Source organism: Gordonia amarae NBRC 15530, assembly GCF_000241345.1.
Lineage (GTDB): Bacteria > Actinomycetota > Actinomycetes > Mycobacteriales > Mycobacteriaceae > Gordonia > Gordonia amarae.
In genome coordinates this window covers 170,879-190,042 of record NZ_BAED01000033.1, presented here as the reverse complement: position 1 = coordinate 190,042, position 19,164 = coordinate 170,879, and the positions used below count along the sequence as shown (strand labels likewise).

Genomic DNA, 19,164 nt, shown 5'->3' with positions numbered 1-19,164 from the left:
GGCAGGCAGGTTCCGCCACGGGGAGGTGGCACTGACCGCGGTACCGGGAAGCGGCGCGGACACGCCGGTGTGGATCTTCGGCAGCAGCAAAGGGCAGAGCGCACAGGTGGCCGGTGCCCGCGGTCTTCCGTTCGTGGCGAACTACCATGTCAGCCCGAGCACGGTTCTCGAAGCAGTCGAGGCGTACCGGTCGGCGTTCGTGCCGTCGCCGGGGCTCGCCGAGCCGTACGTCGTCGTGTCGGCGGACGTGGTGGTGGCATCCGACGACGCGACGGCCCGGCACCGTGCCCTGACCTACGGACACTGGGTGTACGGCATCCGCAGCGGTGCGGGCGCGCAACCCTACCTGGACCCCGACACCGCGCCGCCGCTGTGGGCCGATGCCGCTCCGTTGGTCGAGGACAGGGTCCGCACCCAGTTCGTCGGCGCACCCGACACCGTCGCCGACGGCCTGCGCACTCTCGCCCGGGTCACCGGCGCCGACGAACTGGTGGTCACCAGCATCACGCACGACTTCGCGCAGCGTGTCCAATCGCATCGGCTGCTTGCCCGGGCCTGGGGATTGGTGCCGCGATGAGCGCGCTGATCGACCGGTGGTGGCGCACGCTCGGCGACGTGGTCGAGGCCCGATCACGGCAGTTGGCGGTCGCTGCGTGCACCCATCCGGAAGCCCCGGTCCCGGACCTGTAGCCGGCGGCTACAGCGGATCGAGGATCCGCCGCAGGAACTGTTGTGTCCGTTCATGGGCAGGATTCTCCAGTACCTGCTGCGGGGTGCCGAGTTCGAGGACGATACCGCCGTCGGCGAACACCACCTGGTCGGCGACCTGCTGGGCGAACCGGATTTCGTGGGTGACGACCACCAGCGTCCAGCCCTGTTCGGCAAGGTCTTTGAGCACGGTCAGCACATCACCGACGAGCTCGGGGTCCAACGCCGACGTCGGTTCGTCGAGGAGGATCACCTTCGGCTTCAGGGCCAGCGCCCGCACGATGCCGACACGCTGCTGCTGACCACCCGAGAGCTGATACGGGTACAGGTCCCTCTTGTCGGCGAGACCGACACTGGCGAGCAGCTTTTCGGCCTCGGCGACGGCCTCGGCGCGGGGCCGTTTCTGCACGATCACCGGACCCTCGATGACATTTTCCAGGACCGTGCGGTGTGGAAACAGGTTGTGCGACTGGAACACGAACCCGCTCTGCCCGCGCAACGCGGCGAGCTGGGCCTTCTTGACAGGTTTCCCGAAATCGACGTTCGCATCGGCGATGCGGATGACGCCGGAGTCGGGGACATCCAGGCCGGCCAGCGCACGCAGGAGAGTGGTCTTGCCCGATCCGGATGGCCCGAGGATGGCGGTGACGGTGCCCGGAGCGACGGTCAGGTCGATGCCGCGCAGCACCTCGACGTTCCCGAAGGCCTTGTGCAGTCCCGAGACCTCGATCAGCGGGGTTGGTGTGTCGGTCATGTGGCGATGAACCTTCCCAGACGGGTTTCCAGGCGCCCCTGCAGGGCGGACAGGACGACGCAGACGACCCAGTAGTAGACAGCCGCGGTGGTATAGAGGGCGAAGAAGTCGAACGTCGGCGCCGCGGCGACCTGCGCCTGCCGCAGCAGTTCGGTCACCAGGATGGTCGACGCCAGCGAGGTGTCCTTGACCAGCGAGATCAACGTGTTGGACAGACCCGGCACCGCGATGCGTGCGGCCTGCGGCAAGATGATGCGCCGCATCGTCGTCGCGTATCCCATGCCGATGGTCTGGGCCGCCTCGCTCTGGCCCTTCGGCACCGACAGGATGGCGCTGCGGATGATCTCGGCCGCATATCCGCCCACGTTCAGGGAGAACGCGATGATCGCCGCCGGAAACGGATCGACCTTGATGCCGAGTTCGGGCAGGGCATAGAAGATGATGAACAATTGCACCAGCAGGGGCGTGCCCCGGATCACCGAGATATAGGCCCGGGCAAGCCATCCGACCACCGGATTCACCGACAGCCGGGCCAGCGCCACCCCGAGCGCGATCACCAGCCCGATCACGAAGCTGATCGCGGCCAGCGGAATGGTCTTGGTGACGGTGGCTTTCGCCATCGGCCACAGGTTGTCGCTGATCAGATCCCAGGTGCTGCGCTGGGTTCCGCTCCGGCCGGTCGCCGGTGCGCCTGTCGCGTCGGCCCGCAGATAGCGTTGCGAGATCGTCGACAGGGTGCCGTCGTCCTGCAGTTCTTTGATCGCCTGATTGATGTCATCCATCAGGCCGCTGTTCTTATTCGCGGCGAATGCCTGTTCGCTCTTGTGGCCGGTCTGCGCCGCGATCTTGATCGACTTGTCGCCGGTTTCGGCGAGATAGGCGTACACGGCGATCGAGTCGTTGATCGTCGCCTGCACCCGGCCTTGGCTCAGCAGCTTGATCGCCTGCGTAAATCCTTCGACCGTCTCCACTTTCGCGCCGGCGTCCCGCGCGATCTGCGTCCAGTTGGCGGTGGCCGTCTGCGCGGCGGTTTTGCCCTTCAGATCGTTCAAGGAGGTGATCGAGGTGTCGTCGGCGCGGGTCACGATCACGCCCTCACCGATCGCGTACGGATCGGAAAGGTCGTATTTGCCTTGCCGTTCCGGGGTGATGGTCACCTGATTGGCGACCACGTCGAAGCGGTCGGCGCCGAGCGCGGCGAAGATCGAATCCCACGGTGTCTCGACGAACTCGGCACGCACCCCGAGCTTTTCGGCGACGGCCTCGGCGACGTCGACGTCGTAGCCGACGAGTTTGCCGGTGGCAGGATCGTGATAGCTGAACGGCGCGTAGGTGCCCTCGGTGCCGATCCGCAGCACCCCGGACTCCTTGATGCGTTCGATCCCGGACTCATCCGAGCCCGACGACGAGGAGCAGCCGACGAGGGCCGCGGCGAGGCACAGCAGGACCAGCAGTGGTGCGAGTGCACGGGCGGGTGCGGTCATGTTGTGCACCTAAGCACGATCGGCGGGCCCGCGGAAGGTTTGGCCGCACGCCGGTCGTGGCGGCTCCGCGCCGGATCCCGCCTCCGGGAGTGGGTACGACTGTCGCCGGCGCAGAAACCGTTAGGGTGGACTCCATGGCAGTGAGTCGACCGACGAAGTCCGACGCCGCTGTGCGGGCACCGCGCGCGCGGATGACGGCCGCCCAACGCCGAGCCCAGCTCATCGAGGTCGCTCGGGGGTTGTTCGCCGAGCGGGGCTTCGAGGGCACGTCGATCGAGGAGATCGCGCAGCGCGCCAACGTGTCCAAACCCATCGTCTACGAGCACTTCGGTGGCAAAGAGGGCCTGTACGCGGTGGTCGTGGACCGCGAGATGGAAACCCTGTTGGAGATGGTCACGGCGTCACTGTCGCGGACCAGTTCGTTCATGCGGATTCAGCAGGTCGCGCTCGCCCTGCTCACCTACATGGAGGAACGCACCGACGGATTCCGCATCCTGGTGCGCGGCGACAGCACCGCGACCGGCGGATTCTCCAGCCTGCTCAACGACGCGATCAGCCAGGTCGAGCACATCCTCGCGAGCGAGTTCGAGCGTCGTGACTTCGATCCGGCCCTGGCCCCGATGTACGCGCAGGCGCTCGTCGGGATGGTGTCGGTGACCGCGCAATGGTGGCTTGACGTACGCGAACCGTCGAAAGAGGTGGTCGCGGCGCACCTGGTCAACCTGTGCTGGAACGGTCTGGCCCGGCTCAATGCCAACCCGCGCCTCATCGCCGTCGAGTCGGCGGCCAAGCGTGCGTCGGCCGACACCCCCGACGACGAGGATGACGCGCTACCCGCCGACTGAGGTGGGGGAGCCGACGCTGTACTGCAGGTAAACCGTGTCGATCCACTGACCCGCCTTGTGGCCGGAGGCATGGAGCCGTCCGGCGTGGGTGAACCCGTGTTTGAGATGGAGCGCGATCGAGGCCTCCCCGTTGGTGGCGGCGATGACGGCGATGATCTGCCGGACATCGGTGTGCTCGGCGTCGGCGAGCATCCGGCTCATCAACGCCGAGCCGATCCCGCCACCGCCGAGCCCGGGGCGCACGTAGATGGTGTCCTCGGAGGTGTGGTCGTAGGCGGGCATGTTGCGGAACGTGCCGAGGTAGGCGAACCCGACGATCTGATCGTCGTCGGCGGCGGCCACGAGAAACGGTCTGCCCGCCGCAGTGATGGTGGTCAACTTCTGTTCCCACGCCCCCACCGTCGGCGGCACCGTGTCGAAGGTGGCGACGGTGTGTTCCACGTAGTGCCGGTAGATGTCGGCGATCTGCGCACATTCGGCGACGGCGGCGGGCCGGACCACAATACTCATGCCCCCGTTGTAGCCGGTCAGGTGTGACACATCCAGCTGAAGAGCGCACAATTGCGCCGTGGCCGTACCAGGGGTTCGGCGCCGCACCGGCGCCTGCGGGTATGCCCTAGACTCGAACGGGTGTCTACGCCTGCCTTACATGGACTAGCCGCCCTCACATGTAGCGACAAGGCGTTCGCCGGACTGGTGCAGCGGCACGCCCAACCCGAACTCGACATCACCGCCCCCGACGCGGCCCGGCCGTTTGTCGTCGCCGCCCTCGCCGACCACGACCGATCGCCGCTGCTGGTGGTCTCGGCCAACGGCCGCGAGGCCGACGACCTGACCGCCGAGCTGGCCGAGTTGCTCGGCGACCCGCGCGCGGTGGTGCAGTTCCCGTCGTGGGAGACACTGCCGCATGAACGGCTCTCCCCGAGCGCCGACACCGTCGGCCGGCGCCTGGCGGTACTGCATCGCCTGGCCCACCCCGAGGGTGATCCGCTGCGGGTGGTGGTGACCACCGTCCGCTCGCTGGTGCAGCCGATGGCGCCGGGTCTGGGCGAGGCCCGGTCCATCGACCTCGCCGAGGGTATCGAGATCGACTTCGACGGCCTGCTCGCCCAGCTCGTCGAAATGGCCTACGAGCGTGTCGACATGGTGGGCGGCCGTGGCGAATTCGCTGTCCGCGGAGGCATTCTCGACGTGTTCCCGACCACCGCCGACTACCCGGTGCGGGTCGAGTTCTGGGGCGACGAGATCAGTGAGATCCGGGCGTTCTCGGTGGCCGACCAGCGCAGCCAGCCCGAGATCGACGCCTCCACCGTGCGGATCCATCCGTGCCGCGAACTGGTCCTCTCCACGCAGGTGCGGGCGCGGGCTGCCGAACTCGCCGGCGAGGCGGGCGACGACCAGATGCTGTCGGAGATGCTCACCAAGCTGTCGGAGGGTATCCCGGTCGCCGGCATGGAGGCGCTCATCCCGGCACTGGTCGACGGCGAGATGCAGCTGCTCACCCAGGTGGTGCCCGACGGCACCCGCGTGCTGATCCTCGACCCGGAGAAGGTGCGCACCCGCGCGGCCGGCCTGGCCGAGACCGGCGCCGAATTCCTGGAGGCGTCCTGGCAGGCCGCGGCGGTCGGCGCCGACGCCCCGATCGACACCCGCGGCACCGCCATCGACCTGGAGGCCAGCGCGTACCGGTCGCTGGAGGCGGTGCGCCGCGCCACGCTGCGCGCCGGCAAACCGTGGTGGACGATCAGCCCGCTGTCGTCGGGCACCGGTGACGAGGTGGAACTCGAATTGACCGCCGGACCGGCGCCGCACGGCGAGGAACCGGAGATCAAGAAGACCTTCGCGATGCTCCGTGCGCACGTCACCGGCGGCGGCACCGCGGCGATCGTGGTGGCGGGCAAGGGAACCGCGCAACGCGTGTGCGAGCGCCTCGCCGACGCCGAGGTGCCGTCGGGCCTGGCCGACCCCGGTGCGACACCGGAACCGGGCCGGGTGTCGGTGTTCCACGGAACGCTGCGCAACGGGCTGGTGTGCCCGGGGGCGCGGCTGGTGATCGTCACCGAAACCGACCTCACCGGAACTCGGGTCGCGAGCGTCCGCGACGGCCGCAAGCTTCCGGCCAAGCGCCGCAACCAGGTTGATCCGCTCGCCCTGACCGCCGGTGATCTGGTGGTGCACGATCAGCACGGCATCGGCAAGTTCGTCGAGATGATCGAACGCACCGTGTCCGGGGCGCGCCGCGAATATCTGGTCATCGAATACGCGGCGGGCAAACGCGGCCAGCCCGGTGACCGGCTGTTCGTGCCGATGGACGCACTCGATCAGCTCTCCCGGTATGTCGGCGGTGAGCAACCGTCGCTGTCCAAGCTCGGCGGCTCCGACTGGCAGAACACCAAACGTAAGGCGCGCAAGGCCGTTCGGGAGATCGCCGGTGAACTGGTGCAGCTGTACGCGGCCCGGCACGCCGCGCCCGGTTTCGCGTTCAGCCCCGACACCCCGTGGCAGCGGGAGATGGAAGACGCCTTCGACTTCACCGAGACCGTCGACCAGATGACGGTGATCGCCGAGGTGAAATCCGACATGGAACGTCCCGTCCCGATGGACCGGGTGATCGTGGGCGACGTCGGCTACGGCAAGACCGAGATCGCGGTGCGGGCGGCGTTCAAAGCGGTGCAGGACGGTAAGCAGGCCGCGGTCCTGGTGCCCACCACCATTCTGGCGCAACAGCACCTGCAGACCTTCAGCGAACGCATGACCGGTTTCCCGGTGCGAGTCAAAGGATTGTCCCGGTTCACCGACGCCAAGGAATCCAAACAGATCATCGACGAGATGGCCACGGGCGAGGTCGATATCGTCGTCGGCACACACCGGCTGCTGCAGACCGGCATCGTGTGGAAAGACCTCGGCCTGGTGATCGTCGACGAGGAACAGCGGTTCGGCGTCGAACACAAGGAGCACATCAAGTCGTTGCGCACCCACGTCGATGTGCTCACCATGTCGGCCACTCCGATTCCGCGCACCCTGGAGATGTCGATGGCCGGCATCCGGGAGATGTCGACGATCCTCACCCCGCCCGAGGAACGGCACCCGGTGCTCACGTACGTGGGTGCGTACGCGGCCAAGCAGGTGGCGGCCGCCATCCGTCGCGAACTGCTGCGCGATGGCCAGGTGTTCTACGTGCACAACCGTGTGTCCACCATCGACAAGACCGCCAAAGAGATCGCCACGATGGTGCCGGAGGCCAAAGTGGTTGTGGCGCACGGTCAGATGAATGAGGACCAGCTGGAGAAGACGGTCGCCGGGTTCTGGAACCGCGAATTCGATGTGCTGGTGTGCACGACCATCATCGAGACCGGTCTCGACATCTCCAACGCCAACACCCTCATCGTCGACCGGGCCGAGAATCTCGGCCTATCGCAGTTGCATCAGCTCCGTGGCCGTGTCGGCCGCAGTCGCGAACGGGGCTACGCCTACCTGCTGTACAGCGCCGAAAAGCCGCTCACCGAAACGGCGTACGATCGGCTGTCGACGATCGCGCAGAACAACGAACTCGGCGCCGGCATGGCGGTCGCGCTCAAGGACCTCGAATTGCGTGGCGCCGGAAACGTTCTCGGCGCCGAGCAGTCCGGGCACGTGGCGGGCGTCGGCTTCGACCTCTACGTCCGGCTGGTCGGGGAGGCGGTGGAGGCCTATCGGGCCGCCGCCGACGGTCAGACGGTGCAGACCGAGGAGACCGCCGAGGTGCGGATCGACCTACCGGTCGACGCGCATATCCCCGTCGAATACGTGGATTCGGACCGGCTTCGCCTGGAGGCCTATCGCAAACTGGCCGCCGCCACGGACGACGACGTCGTCGCCGGGATTCTCGCCGAACTCACCGACCGGTACGGCGAACCGCCTGCGGAGACAAAGCGTCTCGCGCTGATCGCGCGGTTGCGGCTGCGGTGCCGCGAACGCGGCGTCACCGAACTCGGCGTGGTGGGCACCTCGGTGAAGATCGCCCCGCTCAACCTCCTCGACAGCGAGCAGGTGCGCCTCAAACGCATCTACTCCTCGGCCACCTATCGGGCGACGACCTCGGTGATCACGCTGCCGTTGCCGCGGACCGGGGGAGTGGGTTCGGCGCGACTGCGCGACGAGGCGCTCATCGATTACCTCACCAAGTTCCTCATCACCATGAAACCGCTCACCGCATGACGGCCGGTAAGCGTTCGGGCGAAGCGCTTCTCGATGCTGTCGCGTTGATGGACACGCTGCGGCGAAGCGGACCGTGGGAGAGCACACAGACGCACGAGTCGCTGAGACGCTATCTGATCGAGGAAACGTACGAGCTGCTCGATGCCATCGACACCGGCAGTCCGGACGACCTCGTTGAAGAACTCGGTGATCTGTTGCTGCAGGTGCTCTTTCACGCCCGTATCGCGGCAGATCGCACCTCCGGCGCCTTCGACATCGACGACGTCGCCCGCTCATTCATCACCAAGGTCTCGGGCCGCACCAAGGGAATCCTGTCCGGTTCACACACCGACCTCGACACCCAGATCCGCGAGTGGGAAGAACTCAAAGCGGCTGAGAAGAAACGTGATTCGGTCTTCGACGGTATCGCCCTGAGTCAGCCCGCCCTCGCCCTCACCCAGAAGATCCTCGAACGCCTCGACGCCGCAGGCTTTCCCACTGACCAGATCGATCCCGGTATTCTGACCGTCACAGTCACCGCCGGTGGCGACAGCGCCGAAGCGTTGGCCCGCTCCCGCACCCTCGCCTTCATGGACCGTGTCCGCGCCGCCGAGGCCGGGGCCGCAGCAGCAGGAATCGTGCTCGACAACCCCCAAGCGTGGGAACGGTACCTGGACTGATAGGCGCTCCGTACGCGGAACGTGATAGCGCAGTGGCCGGTGTTGCGGTTGCGGCGGATGAAGAGCTGGCCCGCGGCGTCAACCTGCGCAGTGTGCACCTCCCGGAATTGCCAGTAACGATCAGAGCGGTAGGCGCGGTGCCGGGCTCGCGCAGGGTCGGCGCGCACGATCCTGCGCCGACCACAGGGTATTTCCGATCAGCCTGATTCTTGGGCATGGCGTGCGGATGTGGGGCCAGCGGGATCGACGGGGGTTCGTCGGCAGTTGCCGGTCCGGGCATCATTGAGGACATGGCAGACAACACTCAGGTAAACAGCGGACGTGGCGCGGCGAATGTGATCTTCGTGCACTGGCACGATCTCGGGCGGCACCTGACCTGCTACGGAGCTGTGGGCGTCGAAAGCCCGGTCCTTGATCAACTGGCTGCCGACGGGGTGCTGCTGACCGCGGCACACGCGACGGCGCCGCTGTGTTCCCCGGCCCGCGGATCGTTGTTCACCGGGCAATACCCGCACCGTAACGGCCTCGTCGGGCTCGCCCACCACGGGTTCGCCTACCGGCCGGGGGTGCGGACCCTGCCGTCGTTGCTGTCCGAGCACGGTTACCGGACGGTGCTGTTCGGTATGCAGCACGAGAGCACCGACCCCAACAGCCTCGGCTTCGACACGATCGACGTGTCCGACTCGCGGTGCGACTACGTCGTCGAACGTGTCGCCGGGTGGATCGACGACGTGGGCGTCGGCGATCAGCCGTTCTTCCTCACGGCCGGCTTCTTCGAAACCCACCGGCCCTATCCGGAGGACGAGTACCCGCCCGCCGATCCGGATGCCATCGGCGTCCCCGACTTCCTGCCCGACACGTCCGACGTGCGCGCCGACCTCGCCGGTCTGCACGGTTCGATCGCGAAAGCCGATGCGGCCGTGGGCCGTCTGCTCGACGCCGTCGACCGGGCCGGGCTCGCCGACACCACGTGGATCGTGTTCGCCACCGACCACGGCCTCGCCTTCCCACGCGCCAAGTCGACCCTCTACGCCGAAGGCACCGGCATCTCCTTCATCATCCGGCCGCCCCGCACCCTCGGTCACCAGGGCATCGTCTACGACGGCCTCTTCTCCGGTGTCGACCTCACCCCGACCCTCCTCGACCTCCTGGACCTGCCCATCCCCACCGACCTCGACGGCCTCTCCCACGCAACCGAATTGCTGAAACCGTCGGCTTCCTCGGCGGTTGAGGCGTCCCCGTTGTCGGTTGAGGTGCCCTCGTTGTCGGTTGAGGCGTCCCCGTTGTCGGTTGAGGTGGGAGGAGCGCAAGCGACGAGCCTCGAAACCTCGCGAGCGGACAACGTCGTCTCACCGGGTTTCGAGGCTCCTCGCCTAGCGGCTCGTCACACCTCAACCGGCGGAGAGGGAGCGTCGGCCGGTGGCGGGGGGCCGGTGCGGACGGCCGTGTTCACCGAGAAGACCTACCACGACGCCTTCGACCCGATCCGCGCCATCCGCACCAAGGAATTCAGCTACATCGAGAACTTGGCACCCCGCCCACAACTGCTGCTACCGCTCGATATCGCCGACAGCCCATCCGCGCGGTCGCTCGATCCCCAATCCACAATTGTTCCGCGCGCGCAACGCGAACTGTACGACCTACGTTTCGATCCTCATGAGCGAAACAACCTCGCCGGCGATCCCGACTACGCCGACATAGAGGCGGAACTGGCCGGACGCCTCGCGCAGTGGCGGTCCCGCACCGGCGACGGCCTGCCTGGCACCGCGGTGGGCACGGAGATCGCGGCGGAGTTCATGCGCGCCTGGATGGCCCGCTCCGCGGCAAAAGACCCAGGTGAGGAGGCATTGCCGTCGCGCAGGCCGCTCGGTGCCCGGCGCGAGCTCGACGGTGAGATCACCACCGAACCGTCGGTGGCGGCCCATCGGGACCGCGATCAGGTGAGTGCCCGCTGACCGGGCGGTCACCTGATCGCCCGGCCGCTGCGGCACACCAGGGTCGGGAAGTAAAGAATTAGCGTCCGCGGGCGCACAATTGCATCGGTTGCGACTTCGTTTGCACGCAATAGGCTTCGGCGCTGTGAACGCGAACAATGCGTACCTGGTGTGCGCGAGCCAGCGCAGCGGCAGCACGCTGCTGGTGGAATCCCTTGCCGCCACCGGCGTCGCCGGAAAGCCGCTGGAGTTCTTCCAGTACTTCCCGACGTCGTCGTTGTCGCCGCAACCGCGGGAATGGTTCGCCGGTGTCGACGACCCGGAGATCATCTCGCTGCTCGACGAGACCGATCCCGGCACCGTCGACAACCGCTCCAGTGAGCAGTGGCGCCGGGACGTGCTGGCCGAGGGCATAACCGGCAACGGGGTGTGGGGCGGCAAACTGATGTGGAATCAGACCCCGCTGCTCATCGCGCGGTCCCGCGTCGGCGACGGATCGCTGCGGGGTGCGATCCGCTGGTTGTTCGGCGGTGCCGACCCGCTGTTCGTGCACGTGCACCGCGACAATCTGGCAAGTCAGGCGGTGTCGATGTGGCGGGCCGTGCAGACGCGGGTGTGGCGCGACGATGGCAACTCCCATCTCGACGACAGGGCCGTCTACAACGCCGAGGCTATCGCCCACCTGGCCCGCATCCTCGCGGAGCAGGAGCGGCGCTGGCGGGAATGGTTTGCCGCCGAGGACATCCCGGTGATCGACATCGAGTTCGGCCAACTCACCAAGGATCCCACCGGGACCACCGCCCAGGTATTGCGGGCGCTGCAGCTCGATCCGGCGCTCGCCCCGCCGGCCCCGCTCAAACCACAGTCCAATGCGCGTTCCAAGGAATGGGTGACGCGCTACCGAGCCGACGCCGAACGAAACGGATACCCACTATGACCGTCGACACCGCGCCACCGCGGACAGCCACCACCACCGACGTCGAACACGTACCCGCACTGCGGGTTCTGGAGGCCGAGGCGGTGCACATCATCCGCGAGGTGGTGGCCGAACTCGAACATCCCGTGCTGCTGTTCTCCGGCGGCAAGGACTCGATCGTGTTGCTGCATCTGGCGGAGAAGGCATTCCGGCCGCACCCCCTGCCGTTCCCGATTCTGCACGTGGACACCGGCCACAACTTCAGCGAGGTCATCGCGTTCCGCGACAAGCGGGTCACCCCCACCGCCGCACGGCCCGAGGGGATCCGGCTGATCGTCGCGTCGGTGCAGGAGTCCATCGACACCGGCCGTGTCGCCGAGACCACCGACCCGTCGGGCTCACGTAATCGGCTGCAGACCCGCACCCTGCTCGACGCGCTCGAGAAGTACGGTTTCGACGCCGCTTTCGGTGGCGCGCGGCGCGACGAGGACCGGGCCCGGGCGAAGGAGCGCGTCTTCAGCTTCCGCGACGAATTCGGTCAGTGGGATCCGCGCGCGCAGCGTCCCGAACCGTGGTCGATCTACAACGGCCGTATCCGGCAGGGCGAGTCGGTGCGCGTGTTCCCGCTGTCGAACTGGACCGAACTCGACATCTGGCGCTACATCGAACTGGAGAACATCGACCTGCCGTCGATCTACTTCGCCTCCCGGCGTGACGTTTTCGAACGCGACGGCATTCTGCTCACCGTGTCGCCGTTCACCCATCCCCGGCCGGGGGAGACCGTGACCAACGAATGGGTGCGGTACCGGACGGTCGGCGACCTCACCATCACCGGCGCGGTCCGTTCCACGGCCACCACGCTGCCCGAGATCATCGCCGAGGTGTCCGAGGCGACGGTGTCCGAACGCGGCGAAACCCGTGCCGACGACCGAACCTCCAGCGCCGCAATGGAAGACCGTAAACGAGAAGGATACTTCTGATGACCGTGACAGACCTGGACACCCCACCCTCGGCCGCAAACCGGCAGTTCCTGCGGCTGGCGACGGTCGGCAGCGTCGACGACGGCAAGTCCACCCTCATCGGCCGTATCCTGCACGACACCGGGTCGTTGCCCACCGATCACATCGAGTCGGTGACCGGCGACGACGGCGAACTCGACCTGGCCGCCCTGTCGGACGGGTTGCGCGCCGAACGCGAGCAGGGCATCACCATCGATGTCGCGTACCGGTTCTTCTCCACCGACACCCGCAGCTACGTCCTCGCCGACACCCCCGGCCACGAGCGGTACACCCGCAACACGTTCACGGGTGCGTCGAATGCCCATGTGGCCGTGGTGCTTGTCGACGCCCAGCACGGTCTGCAGCGCCAGACGCGACGCCATGCGCGGATCGCCTCGCTGGTGGGTATCCGGCATGTGGTGGCCGCGGTCAACAAGATCGACCTGGTCGACTTCTCCGAGGAACGGTTCGCCGCGGTCAAGGCCGACCTGGACGAGCTGGCGCTGCAGGTGGGAATCGATCAGATCACCGCGATCCCGGTGGCCGCCCGCAGCGGCGACAATGTGGTGCACCGCTCGGCGTCCACGCCTTGGTACACCGGCCCGACTCTGCTGGAATTCCTTGAGGCAATCGAACTTTCGGCTCCCTCGCCGCAGGCCCGGGAACTGCGGCTGCCGGTGCAGTACGCCTCGCGACCCAGCGTCGCGCATCGGCGCGTCTACAGCGGACGTGTCGTCGCCGGCACCGTCGCGGTGGGCGACGAGATCGCGGTGCTGCCCTCCGGTAGCCGCAGCACCGTCACCGCCCTCGACACCCTCGACGACACCCGTACGACGGGGGTTGCGGGACTGTCGGTCTCGATACAGCTCGCCGACGACATCGACGTGGGCCGTGGTGATGTGATCGTCAGTGCCGCCGAGGACGCGCACCTTCCGGTCGTCGCGCGGGAGATCGAGGCCACCGTATGCTGGCTGGCCGAGAAGCCGCTGCACGCCGGTGACCGGGTGGCGCTCAAACACGGAACGACGACGGTCCGCGCCACCGTTCAGTCGCTCGACCGCCGCCTCGACCCGGACAGTCTGATCGAGCAGGTGGGCCCGAGTTCGCTGGAACTCAACGACATCGGCACCGTCACGCTGCGCACCTCGTCGGTGGTGCTCGCGGACAGGTACTCCGAGAACCGTGACGGTGGCGCGTTCGTCCTCATCGATGAGGCGTCGAACGAGACGGTTGCCGCCGGAACGATCTCCGAGGCACGGGAGGTGGTGCCCGGCAAGGCGACCCGCAACGACATCAAGTGGCATCCGAGTTCGCTCGCCCGGAATGAACGCTGGCGCAAGACCGGCCAGCGCGGCGCGACCGTGTGGCTCACGGGCCTGCCGGCCTCCGGCAAATCCACCCTGGCGGTGGCGCTCGAACGGCTCCTGGTCACCCAGGGCCGGGTGGCGTACCTGCTCGACGGCGACGACATCCGCCACGGTATCTCCGACGACCTCGGCTTCTCGCCGGGTGACCGCGCCGAGAACATCAGGCGCGTAGGTCATCTCGCCCGGCTGTTCGCCGATTCCGGCGTGATCGCCATCGCCTCGCTGGTCTCGCCGTTGCGGTCGGATAGGGAGATCGCCCGCGAACTCCACGACGCCGCCGGCCTTGACTTCATCGAGGTGCATGTGTCGACGCCGGTCGCCGAATGCGAACGCCGGGATCCCAAGGGCCTCTACAAACGTGCCCGTGAGGGCACCCTGCGCGGTCTCACCGGGGTCGACGCACCGTACGAGAAACCGGAGTCCCCGGACCTGCGTTTCGACACCACCGGCGCCGACATCAACGACCTCGCGCAGCGGATCGTCGTAGCCCTCACCGAACGGGGCATTCTCGACGCGGGTTGACTCGAAAGGTGGTGGCGCCAGGTGCCGAAAGGTCACCGGACCCTTCGTGACGAATCCTGCTCGCAAGCTCGCACGCCTCTCCTCAGGGATCACGATGATTGGTCCCGAAACAACGAAGAAGCCGACTGGTCGCAACCAATCGTCTTGATCCCTGAGGCTGAAGCGACGAAGGAGCGAGGGTCACGAATGGTCGGGTGAGCTGAGGCACCTGACGCTTGTGGGACGGTTCCTGAGTCAGCCTTCGAAGAGCCGCTGGCCCCAGTATTCACCGTCGGACAGGCCCGGGGGGATGGCGAAAGTGGCTGAGCCGTTGGGGATCAGGTATTCGGTCATCGCGTCTTTGCGGGACAGTTCCTGCTGCATCGGGACGAACTGCTTGGCGGTGTTGCGGTTGAACGCGATGAAGAACAGGCCGGCGTCGAGGTGGCCGAATCCGTCGGAGCCGTCGGTGAAGTTGTAGCCGCGCCGCAGGATCCGCACGCCGATGTGCTTCTCGTGGGCGAGGCGCACGTGGGAGTCCTTGGGGATCAACGGGACACCGTATGAGGTGATGTCGAAGTCCGGTTCGTCGAACTCGGCGTGCTGGCCGAGGGGTGCTCCGTTGCCTTTGAGCCGGCCGACGATCTGTTCCTGCTCGAGCAGGTTCGCCCGGTCCCAGGGTTCGATGTCCATGCGGATGCGGCGGGCCACGAGATAGGTTCCGCCGGTCATCCACTGCGCGGCGGGCGGGTTGTCGGCGTCATCGACCCACACCCATTTGTCGAGCAACTCGGGTTCCTCTGCGTGCAGGTTGTTGGTGCCGTCCTTGAAACCGAACAGGTTGCGCGGCGTGTCCTGGGTGGTCGAGGTCGACGAGGTGCGGCCGAACCCGAGCTGCGACCAGCGCACCGCCACCACACCCATCCCGATGCGGGCCAGGTTGCGGATGGCGTGCACCGCCACCTGCGGGTCGTCGGCGCAGGCCTGGATGCAGATGTCGCCGTAGGACCGGTTGGTCTCGATCTTCTCCGCGGCGAACATCGGCAGATCGTCGAAACCCTTGGGTTTACGTGCGGCCAGCCCGAATCGGTCCCGGCGCTTGGGGTCTGAGGCGGACGGCCCGAACAGGCTGGGGCCGAAGCCGATCGTCAGGGTCAGGTGGGCGGGCTTGAGTCCGAGCGCCTCTCCGGTGTCGGCCGGGGGAGTGTAATCACCGAGTCCGACGGCGCCGTCGGGTGAGGTCTCCTCGCCCCGGGTCAGGCGCTCGGCTGCCCGTGTCCACTCCTTGAGCATGTTCACCAGTTCGTCACGCTTGTCGGTGATGACGTCGAAACTGGCGAAGTGCAGCCGGTCCTGGGCGGCGGTGATGATGCCGGCCTGCCGGGCGCCGCGGAACGGAACCACCTGGTCGGCCGACGAGCCGTCGCCGGGGGCGGTGGTGCGGCCCGCGGCGAATCCGACGCCGGCCACGGCGGCCACGCCGACACCCACCCCGGCGCCGGTCAGGACGGTGCGCCGGGACGGCCCGGAGGCCGTGACCGGCTCCTGGCTGTCGCCGGCGTCGACCAGGTCAGGCACGGGGCGGGTGTCGGTCATGAATCTCCTACTGATGTGCGGTCGGTGACCTAAAGAGACGCCCTAGCTCAGGACGAGGCCGGGAACCTTCGACAGGGTGGCTGACAGCGCGTCGATCTGGTTGGACAGTTCCTTGCGCTGTTCGGCGGTCACCTTGGTGTAGGTGATGTAGCCGTCGCCCTCGCGGTACTTGTCGAGGGTGGTCCGCAGGCCGTTGAACTGCTCGGTGATCTTATCCATCAGCGCCTGGTCCTTGCCCGAGATGATCGGCTGCAGCTCGGCGATCAGCGTTTCGGAACCGTCGACGTTGGCGGCGAAGTCCCACAGGTCGGTGTGCGAGTAGCGGTCCTCCTCACCGTCGACCTTGGTGGCGGCGACCTCGTCGATCAGGGCCTGCGGGCCGGCGACGAACATCCGGGTCTCGAAGCTGAAGTCGGGCTTGCCGAGTTCGTCCTTGAGGGTGGTGACGTCCTTGAGCAGGCCGTCGGCGATCACGCCGATCGACTGCGCGTTGTCCTTGGCCTTGGCGTCCGCGGCGTCGTCGGGCGAGACCTGGCCGGCCTTGTCGCCGATCTCCGAGGCCTGCGGCGGCCACAGGAACCGTTCGATGCGGTGGAAGCCGGTGAACTCGGTCTTGCCGCCCTCGGTGTCGTCCCAGCGCATGTCGATCTTGGGGTCGAGGTCGGGGAACGATTCGGCGACGGGCTCGATGCGCTCGTAGAAGGTGCGGACCTGGCCGAACATGGTCTTGGCGCCCTCGAGGTCGCCGCTCTTGACCTTGCCGGTGAAGTCGGTGACCTGGGCGACGAGGCCGTTGAGCTGGCCGCGCACGTAGTCCAGGTACCGCTCGCGGGCGGCGTTGACGTCGGCCGGCGCCTGCGACTTCTCCTTCTTGTCGCCGGTGACCTTGAGGTCTTTGCGGATGCCGGTGCCCACCATGCCCGGCTTGCACGCGACGGTGTAGGTGCCGGGGTCGGTGATCTCGACGGTCAGGTTGCCGGTGACGCCGGGGCCGATGTTCTCGACCTCGCCGAGCACCCGGTTGTTGTTGCCGTACACGTAGAACTCGGTGACTTTGTTGCCGTTGTTGGTGACGGAGAAGTCGACATCGCCGGTTTCGGCCTCGCTGGTCGCGAGGTCGCATTCGGTCTTGGTGGAGGTGACCTTGATGGCGTCCTCGTCGGGTTTGTCGGTACATCCGGCGAGGATCAGTGGAGTGGCCACCGCGAGCGAGATGAACGCGGCGGGTGTGGCAATGCGTTGAATCACCTTCGATTCCTTTCAGATACCGGCGTCGGATGTGGCCGGGGCTTTGGAGGCTGGGTCGGCGCCGGCGGCGGTGTCGGCCGCCGGCAGGCCCTTGGGGGCAGGGCGGCGGTTGGCCCGGACGAACAGCGCGAGTACGACCACCAGGTACACCGCCCAGGCGATCAACTGCAGCACGGTGGGATCGGGCCGGAAGTTGAAGATGCCGGCAAGAAGGGTTCCGTACCACGAGGACTGGTCGTAGTGATCGGAGAAATCGAAGGCCGTCGAGCCGATCCCGGGCAGCCAGCCGTAGGTCTGCAGGGCCCGAACCCCGTACGACAGAATGCCCGCGGCCACCAGAATCAGGAAAAGCCCGGTCCAGAAGAAGAATTTGTGAAAGTTGAGCGTGATCGCGCCGCGGTAGATCAGCACGGTGAGGACGATGGCGACGAGCACGCCCAGTACCAGACCCGCCAACGGCCAGAGCCCGCCCGACACGCTTTCGGCGTATCCCACCATGAGCAGCGCGGTCTCAAAGCCTTCCCGGCCGACGGCGAGAAACGCCAGACCCATCACCGCCGGGCCGCCACGCACCAGGGCGTCGGTCAGCCCCGATTTGAGGTCCGACGATATGTGGACAGACGCCTTGCTCATCCACAGGATCATCGTGGTCACGATCACCACCGCCACCATGGAGGCGAGTCCGGCGATCAATTCGGCGGTCAGGTTGCTGATGGTCGAGGTACCCAGGTGGATGATCAGGAAGGCACCCAGTGTCATCGCGACCGCAATGGCGACTCCGGCCCACACCCAGCGGAGCGCGTCCCGGCGCCCGGATTTGATCAGGAATGCGATCAGCACCATGACCACAATGCCGGTTTCGAGTCCTTCGCGAACTCCGATGAGCCCACTGCCGAACATCTGTGAGCCGACCGACGGCCCATCCGCGAGAAACACGTTCATGTTGGTCCTTTGCTGCGTGCGTCACCGTCCCAACCGGAAACGTTTGATTCGGTGAGGCTAACCACGCCTACGGTAATCCCGGTGGCCGGGAACTGAAAGTCGCACCCCGGAGTTGAACTGACGATTAGGCCTTTGGGTGTACCCGGATGGGTATTTCCGCCCACCGGCGTCAGGTGTCAAGTGCTGCGATGGGGTTCATGGGCGAAGAAGGTAGCCGACGGTCCGCGGAAACCCGCATTGCCCTGAGGGGATCCTCGGTGTGTGTTGACCGCCGTTTGGGAAAGGCCGCGGGCGTGGTCGTGGCGCTGCTGGCGGTGGCGCTGGGCACCGCCGCCTGTGTGAGCCTGCCGTCGTCGCGGCCGGACATTCCGGACGGTGTGCCGCCGGGCGCGGGAACCCCGCAGCCGTACTTCGACATCAACGCATCGGGCAGGACCGCGGACCTGCTCATCGACTGGGCCACGCCGATCTCGAAATCCACGAGGATCCCGGTCACCGCGCTCACCGCGTACGGCAATGCCGCCGAGATCCAGCGCCAGCAGCACCCGGAATGCGGGATCGCGTGGACCACCCTCGCCGGTATCGCGGCCGTCGAGAGTAAACACGGCAGGCACCGCGGCAGCAAGATCGGTGCCGACGGCGACACCACGCCCCACATCCGTGGCGTGGCGCTCGACGGTACCCGCGGCAACCTCAAGATCACCGACACCGACGGTGGCACCCTCGACGGCGACAAGACCTACGACCGGGCGATGGGGCCGTTCCAGTTCATCCCCGAAACCTGGCAGCGCTACGGCGTCGACGCCAACGGCGACGGCAAGGCGAGCCCGGACAACCTCGACGACGCGGCGCTGACGGCGGCCCGCTACCTGTGCGTCTCGGCGCATGGCGACATGACCACGCCCGCGGGCTGGGAACGTGCGGTGCGCGTCTACAACAACTCCCGCCAGTACGTGCTCGATGTCCGCGACCACGCCAACGCCTACTCCATCAATGTGAGGTACTGACGGGTCGA

Annotated in this window: 14 protein-coding genes and 1 pseudogene; 9 read left to right on the top strand and 6 right to left on the bottom strand. The window is 67.1% G+C overall.

Going from position 1 to position 19,164, the window contains the following annotated elements; all coding sequences use genetic code 11:
* The coding region (locus tag GOAMR_RS09455; RefSeq protein ID WP_005186236.1) for an LLM class flavin-dependent oxidoreductase at positions 1 to 577 on the top strand (577 nt) is incomplete at its 5' end.
* 120 nt (positions 578 to 697) lie between these two features.
* Here GOAMR_RS09455 and GOAMR_RS09450 read toward each other — a convergent pair.
* Both GOAMR_RS09450 and GOAMR_RS24125 read right to left on the bottom strand, forming a co-directional pair.
* Complete coding sequence (locus tag GOAMR_RS09450) at positions 698 to 1,462, bottom strand: amino acid ABC transporter ATP-binding protein (RefSeq protein ID WP_005186234.1); 765 nt, start codon at positions 1,460 to 1,462, stop codon at positions 698 to 700.
* Complete coding sequence (locus tag GOAMR_RS24125) at positions 1,459 to 2,946, bottom strand: ABC transporter permease subunit (protein ID WP_005186231.1); 1,488 nt, start codon at positions 2,944 to 2,946, stop codon at positions 1,459 to 1,461. The genes GOAMR_RS09450 and GOAMR_RS24125 overlap by 4 nt, the downstream gene beginning before the upstream one ends.
* Before the next feature lie 134 nt (positions 2,947 to 3,080).
* Here GOAMR_RS24125 and GOAMR_RS09435 point away from each other — a divergent pair, with 134 nt between their 5' ends.
* Positions 3,081 to 3,791 (top strand): TetR/AcrR family transcriptional regulator, encoded by a 711-nt coding sequence (locus tag GOAMR_RS09435; RefSeq protein WP_050942656.1) that lies wholly within the window; start codon positions 3,081 to 3,083, stop codon positions 3,789 to 3,791.
* Here the strand turns inward: GOAMR_RS09435 and GOAMR_RS09430 are convergent.
* Complete coding sequence (locus tag GOAMR_RS09430) at positions 3,777 to 4,301, bottom strand: GNAT family N-acetyltransferase (protein WP_040514785.1); 525 nt, start codon at positions 4,299 to 4,301, stop codon at positions 3,777 to 3,779. The two genes, GOAMR_RS09435 and GOAMR_RS09430, sit on opposite strands and share 15 nt — an antisense overlap.
* Positions 4,302 to 4,421: 120 nt before the next feature.
* Here GOAMR_RS09430 and mfd point away from each other — a divergent pair, with 120 nt between their 5' ends.
* The 6 genes and pseudogenes from mfd to cysC all read left to right on the top strand — a co-directional run bounded on the left by mfd (position 4,422) and on the right by cysC (position 14,384).
* Entirely contained in the window at positions 4,422 to 7,988 is a 3,567-nt protein-coding gene (mfd, locus tag GOAMR_RS09425) for a transcription-repair coupling factor (protein ID WP_040514784.1), read from the top strand.
* A gap of 14 nt (positions 7,989 to 8,002) precedes the next feature.
* A pseudogene (locus GOAMR_RS09420) lies at positions 8,003 to 8,647 on the top strand (nucleoside triphosphate pyrophosphohydrolase); the annotation flags it as partial.
* 290 nt (positions 8,648 to 8,937) lie between these two features.
* Complete coding sequence (locus GOAMR_RS25525; RefSeq protein WP_005186198.1) at positions 8,938 to 10,602, top strand: sulfatase family protein; 1,665 nt, start codon at positions 8,938 to 8,940, stop codon at positions 10,600 to 10,602.
* Positions 10,603 to 10,726: 124 nt separating this feature from the next.
* Entirely contained in the window at positions 10,727 to 11,518 is a 792-nt protein-coding gene (gene stf0 / locus GOAMR_RS09410; protein WP_005186195.1) for a trehalose 2-sulfotransferase, read from the top strand.
* Positions 11,515 to 12,477 (top strand): sulfate adenylyltransferase subunit CysD, encoded by a 963-nt coding sequence (gene cysD / locus GOAMR_RS09405; protein WP_005186192.1) that lies wholly within the window; start codon positions 11,515 to 11,517, stop codon positions 12,475 to 12,477. The genes stf0 and cysD overlap by 4 nt, the downstream gene beginning before the upstream one ends.
* Positions 12,477 to 14,384 carry an adenylyl-sulfate kinase gene (gene cysC, locus GOAMR_RS09400; RefSeq protein ID WP_005186189.1) on the top strand — a complete coding sequence of 636 codons (1,908 nt, stop codon included), beginning with the start codon at positions 12,477 to 12,479 and terminating at the stop codon, positions 14,382 to 14,384. Before cysD ends, cysC begins: the two co-directional genes overlap by 1 nt.
* A 234-nt stretch (positions 14,385 to 14,618) precedes the next feature.
* On the opposite strand, the gene efeB is transcribed toward cysC, so the two are convergent.
* The 3 genes from efeB to efeU are packed head-to-tail and all read right to left on the bottom strand — an operon-like array spanning position 14,619 to position 18,149.
* Positions 14,619 to 15,959, bottom strand: coding sequence for an iron uptake transporter deferrochelatase/peroxidase subunit (efeB, locus tag GOAMR_RS09395; protein WP_005186186.1), 1,341 nt, complete (start codon positions 15,957 to 15,959; stop codon positions 14,619 to 14,621).
* A 42-nt stretch (positions 15,960 to 16,001) separates the two neighbouring features.
* A complete protein-coding gene (efeO, locus tag GOAMR_RS09390) occupies positions 16,002 to 17,207 on the bottom strand; it encodes an iron uptake system protein EfeO (protein ID WP_005186178.1) in 1,206 nt (401 codons plus the stop codon).
* A 12-nt stretch (positions 17,208 to 17,219) separates the two neighbouring features.
* Positions 17,220 to 18,149: an iron uptake transporter permease EfeU gene (gene efeU, locus GOAMR_RS09385; RefSeq protein WP_005186176.1), complete on the bottom strand. Its 930-nt coding sequence runs from the start codon at positions 18,147 to 18,149 to the stop codon at positions 17,220 to 17,222.
* Between the two features lie 293 nt (positions 18,150 to 18,442).
* Here efeU and GOAMR_RS09380 point away from each other — a divergent pair, with 293 nt between their 5' ends.
* Positions 18,443 to 19,156 carry a lytic transglycosylase domain-containing protein gene (locus GOAMR_RS09380; protein WP_005186173.1) on the top strand — a complete coding sequence of 238 codons (714 nt, stop codon included), beginning with the start codon at positions 18,443 to 18,445 and terminating at the stop codon, positions 19,154 to 19,156.
* Positions 19,157 to 19,164 lie beyond the last annotated feature (8 nt).

Bases quoted from the DNA above. Each gene is read 5' to 3' on its own strand.
- GOAMR_RS09450 (WP_005186234.1), bottom strand. From the start codon at position 1,462: ATGACCGACACACCAACCCCGCTGATCGAGGTCTCGGGACTGCACAAG.
- GOAMR_RS24125 (WP_005186231.1), bottom strand. From the start codon at position 2,946: ATGACCGCACCCGCCCGTGCACTCGCACCACTGCTGGTCCTGCTGTGC.
- GOAMR_RS09435 (WP_050942656.1), top strand. From the start codon at position 3,081: ATGGCAGTGAGTCGACCGACGAAGTCCGACGCCGCTGTGCGGGCACCG.
- GOAMR_RS09430 (WP_040514785.1), bottom strand. From the start codon at position 4,301: ATGAGTATTGTGGTCCGGCCCGCCGCCGTCGCCGAATGTGCGCAGATC.
- GOAMR_RS25525 (WP_005186198.1), top strand. From the start codon at position 8,938: ATGGCAGACAACACTCAGGTAAACAGCGGACGTGGCGCGGCGAATGTG.
- cysD (WP_005186192.1), top strand. From the start codon at position 11,515: ATGACCGTCGACACCGCGCCACCGCGGACAGCCACCACCACCGACGTC.
- cysC (WP_005186189.1), top strand. From the start codon at position 12,477: ATGACCGTGACAGACCTGGACACCCCACCCTCGGCCGCAAACCGGCAG.
- efeB (WP_005186186.1), bottom strand. From the start codon at position 15,959: ATGACCGACACCCGCCCCGTGCCTGACCTGGTCGACGCCGGCGACAGC.
- efeU (WP_005186176.1), bottom strand. From the start codon at position 18,149: ATGAACGTGTTTCTCGCGGATGGGCCGTCGGTCGGCTCACAGATGTTC.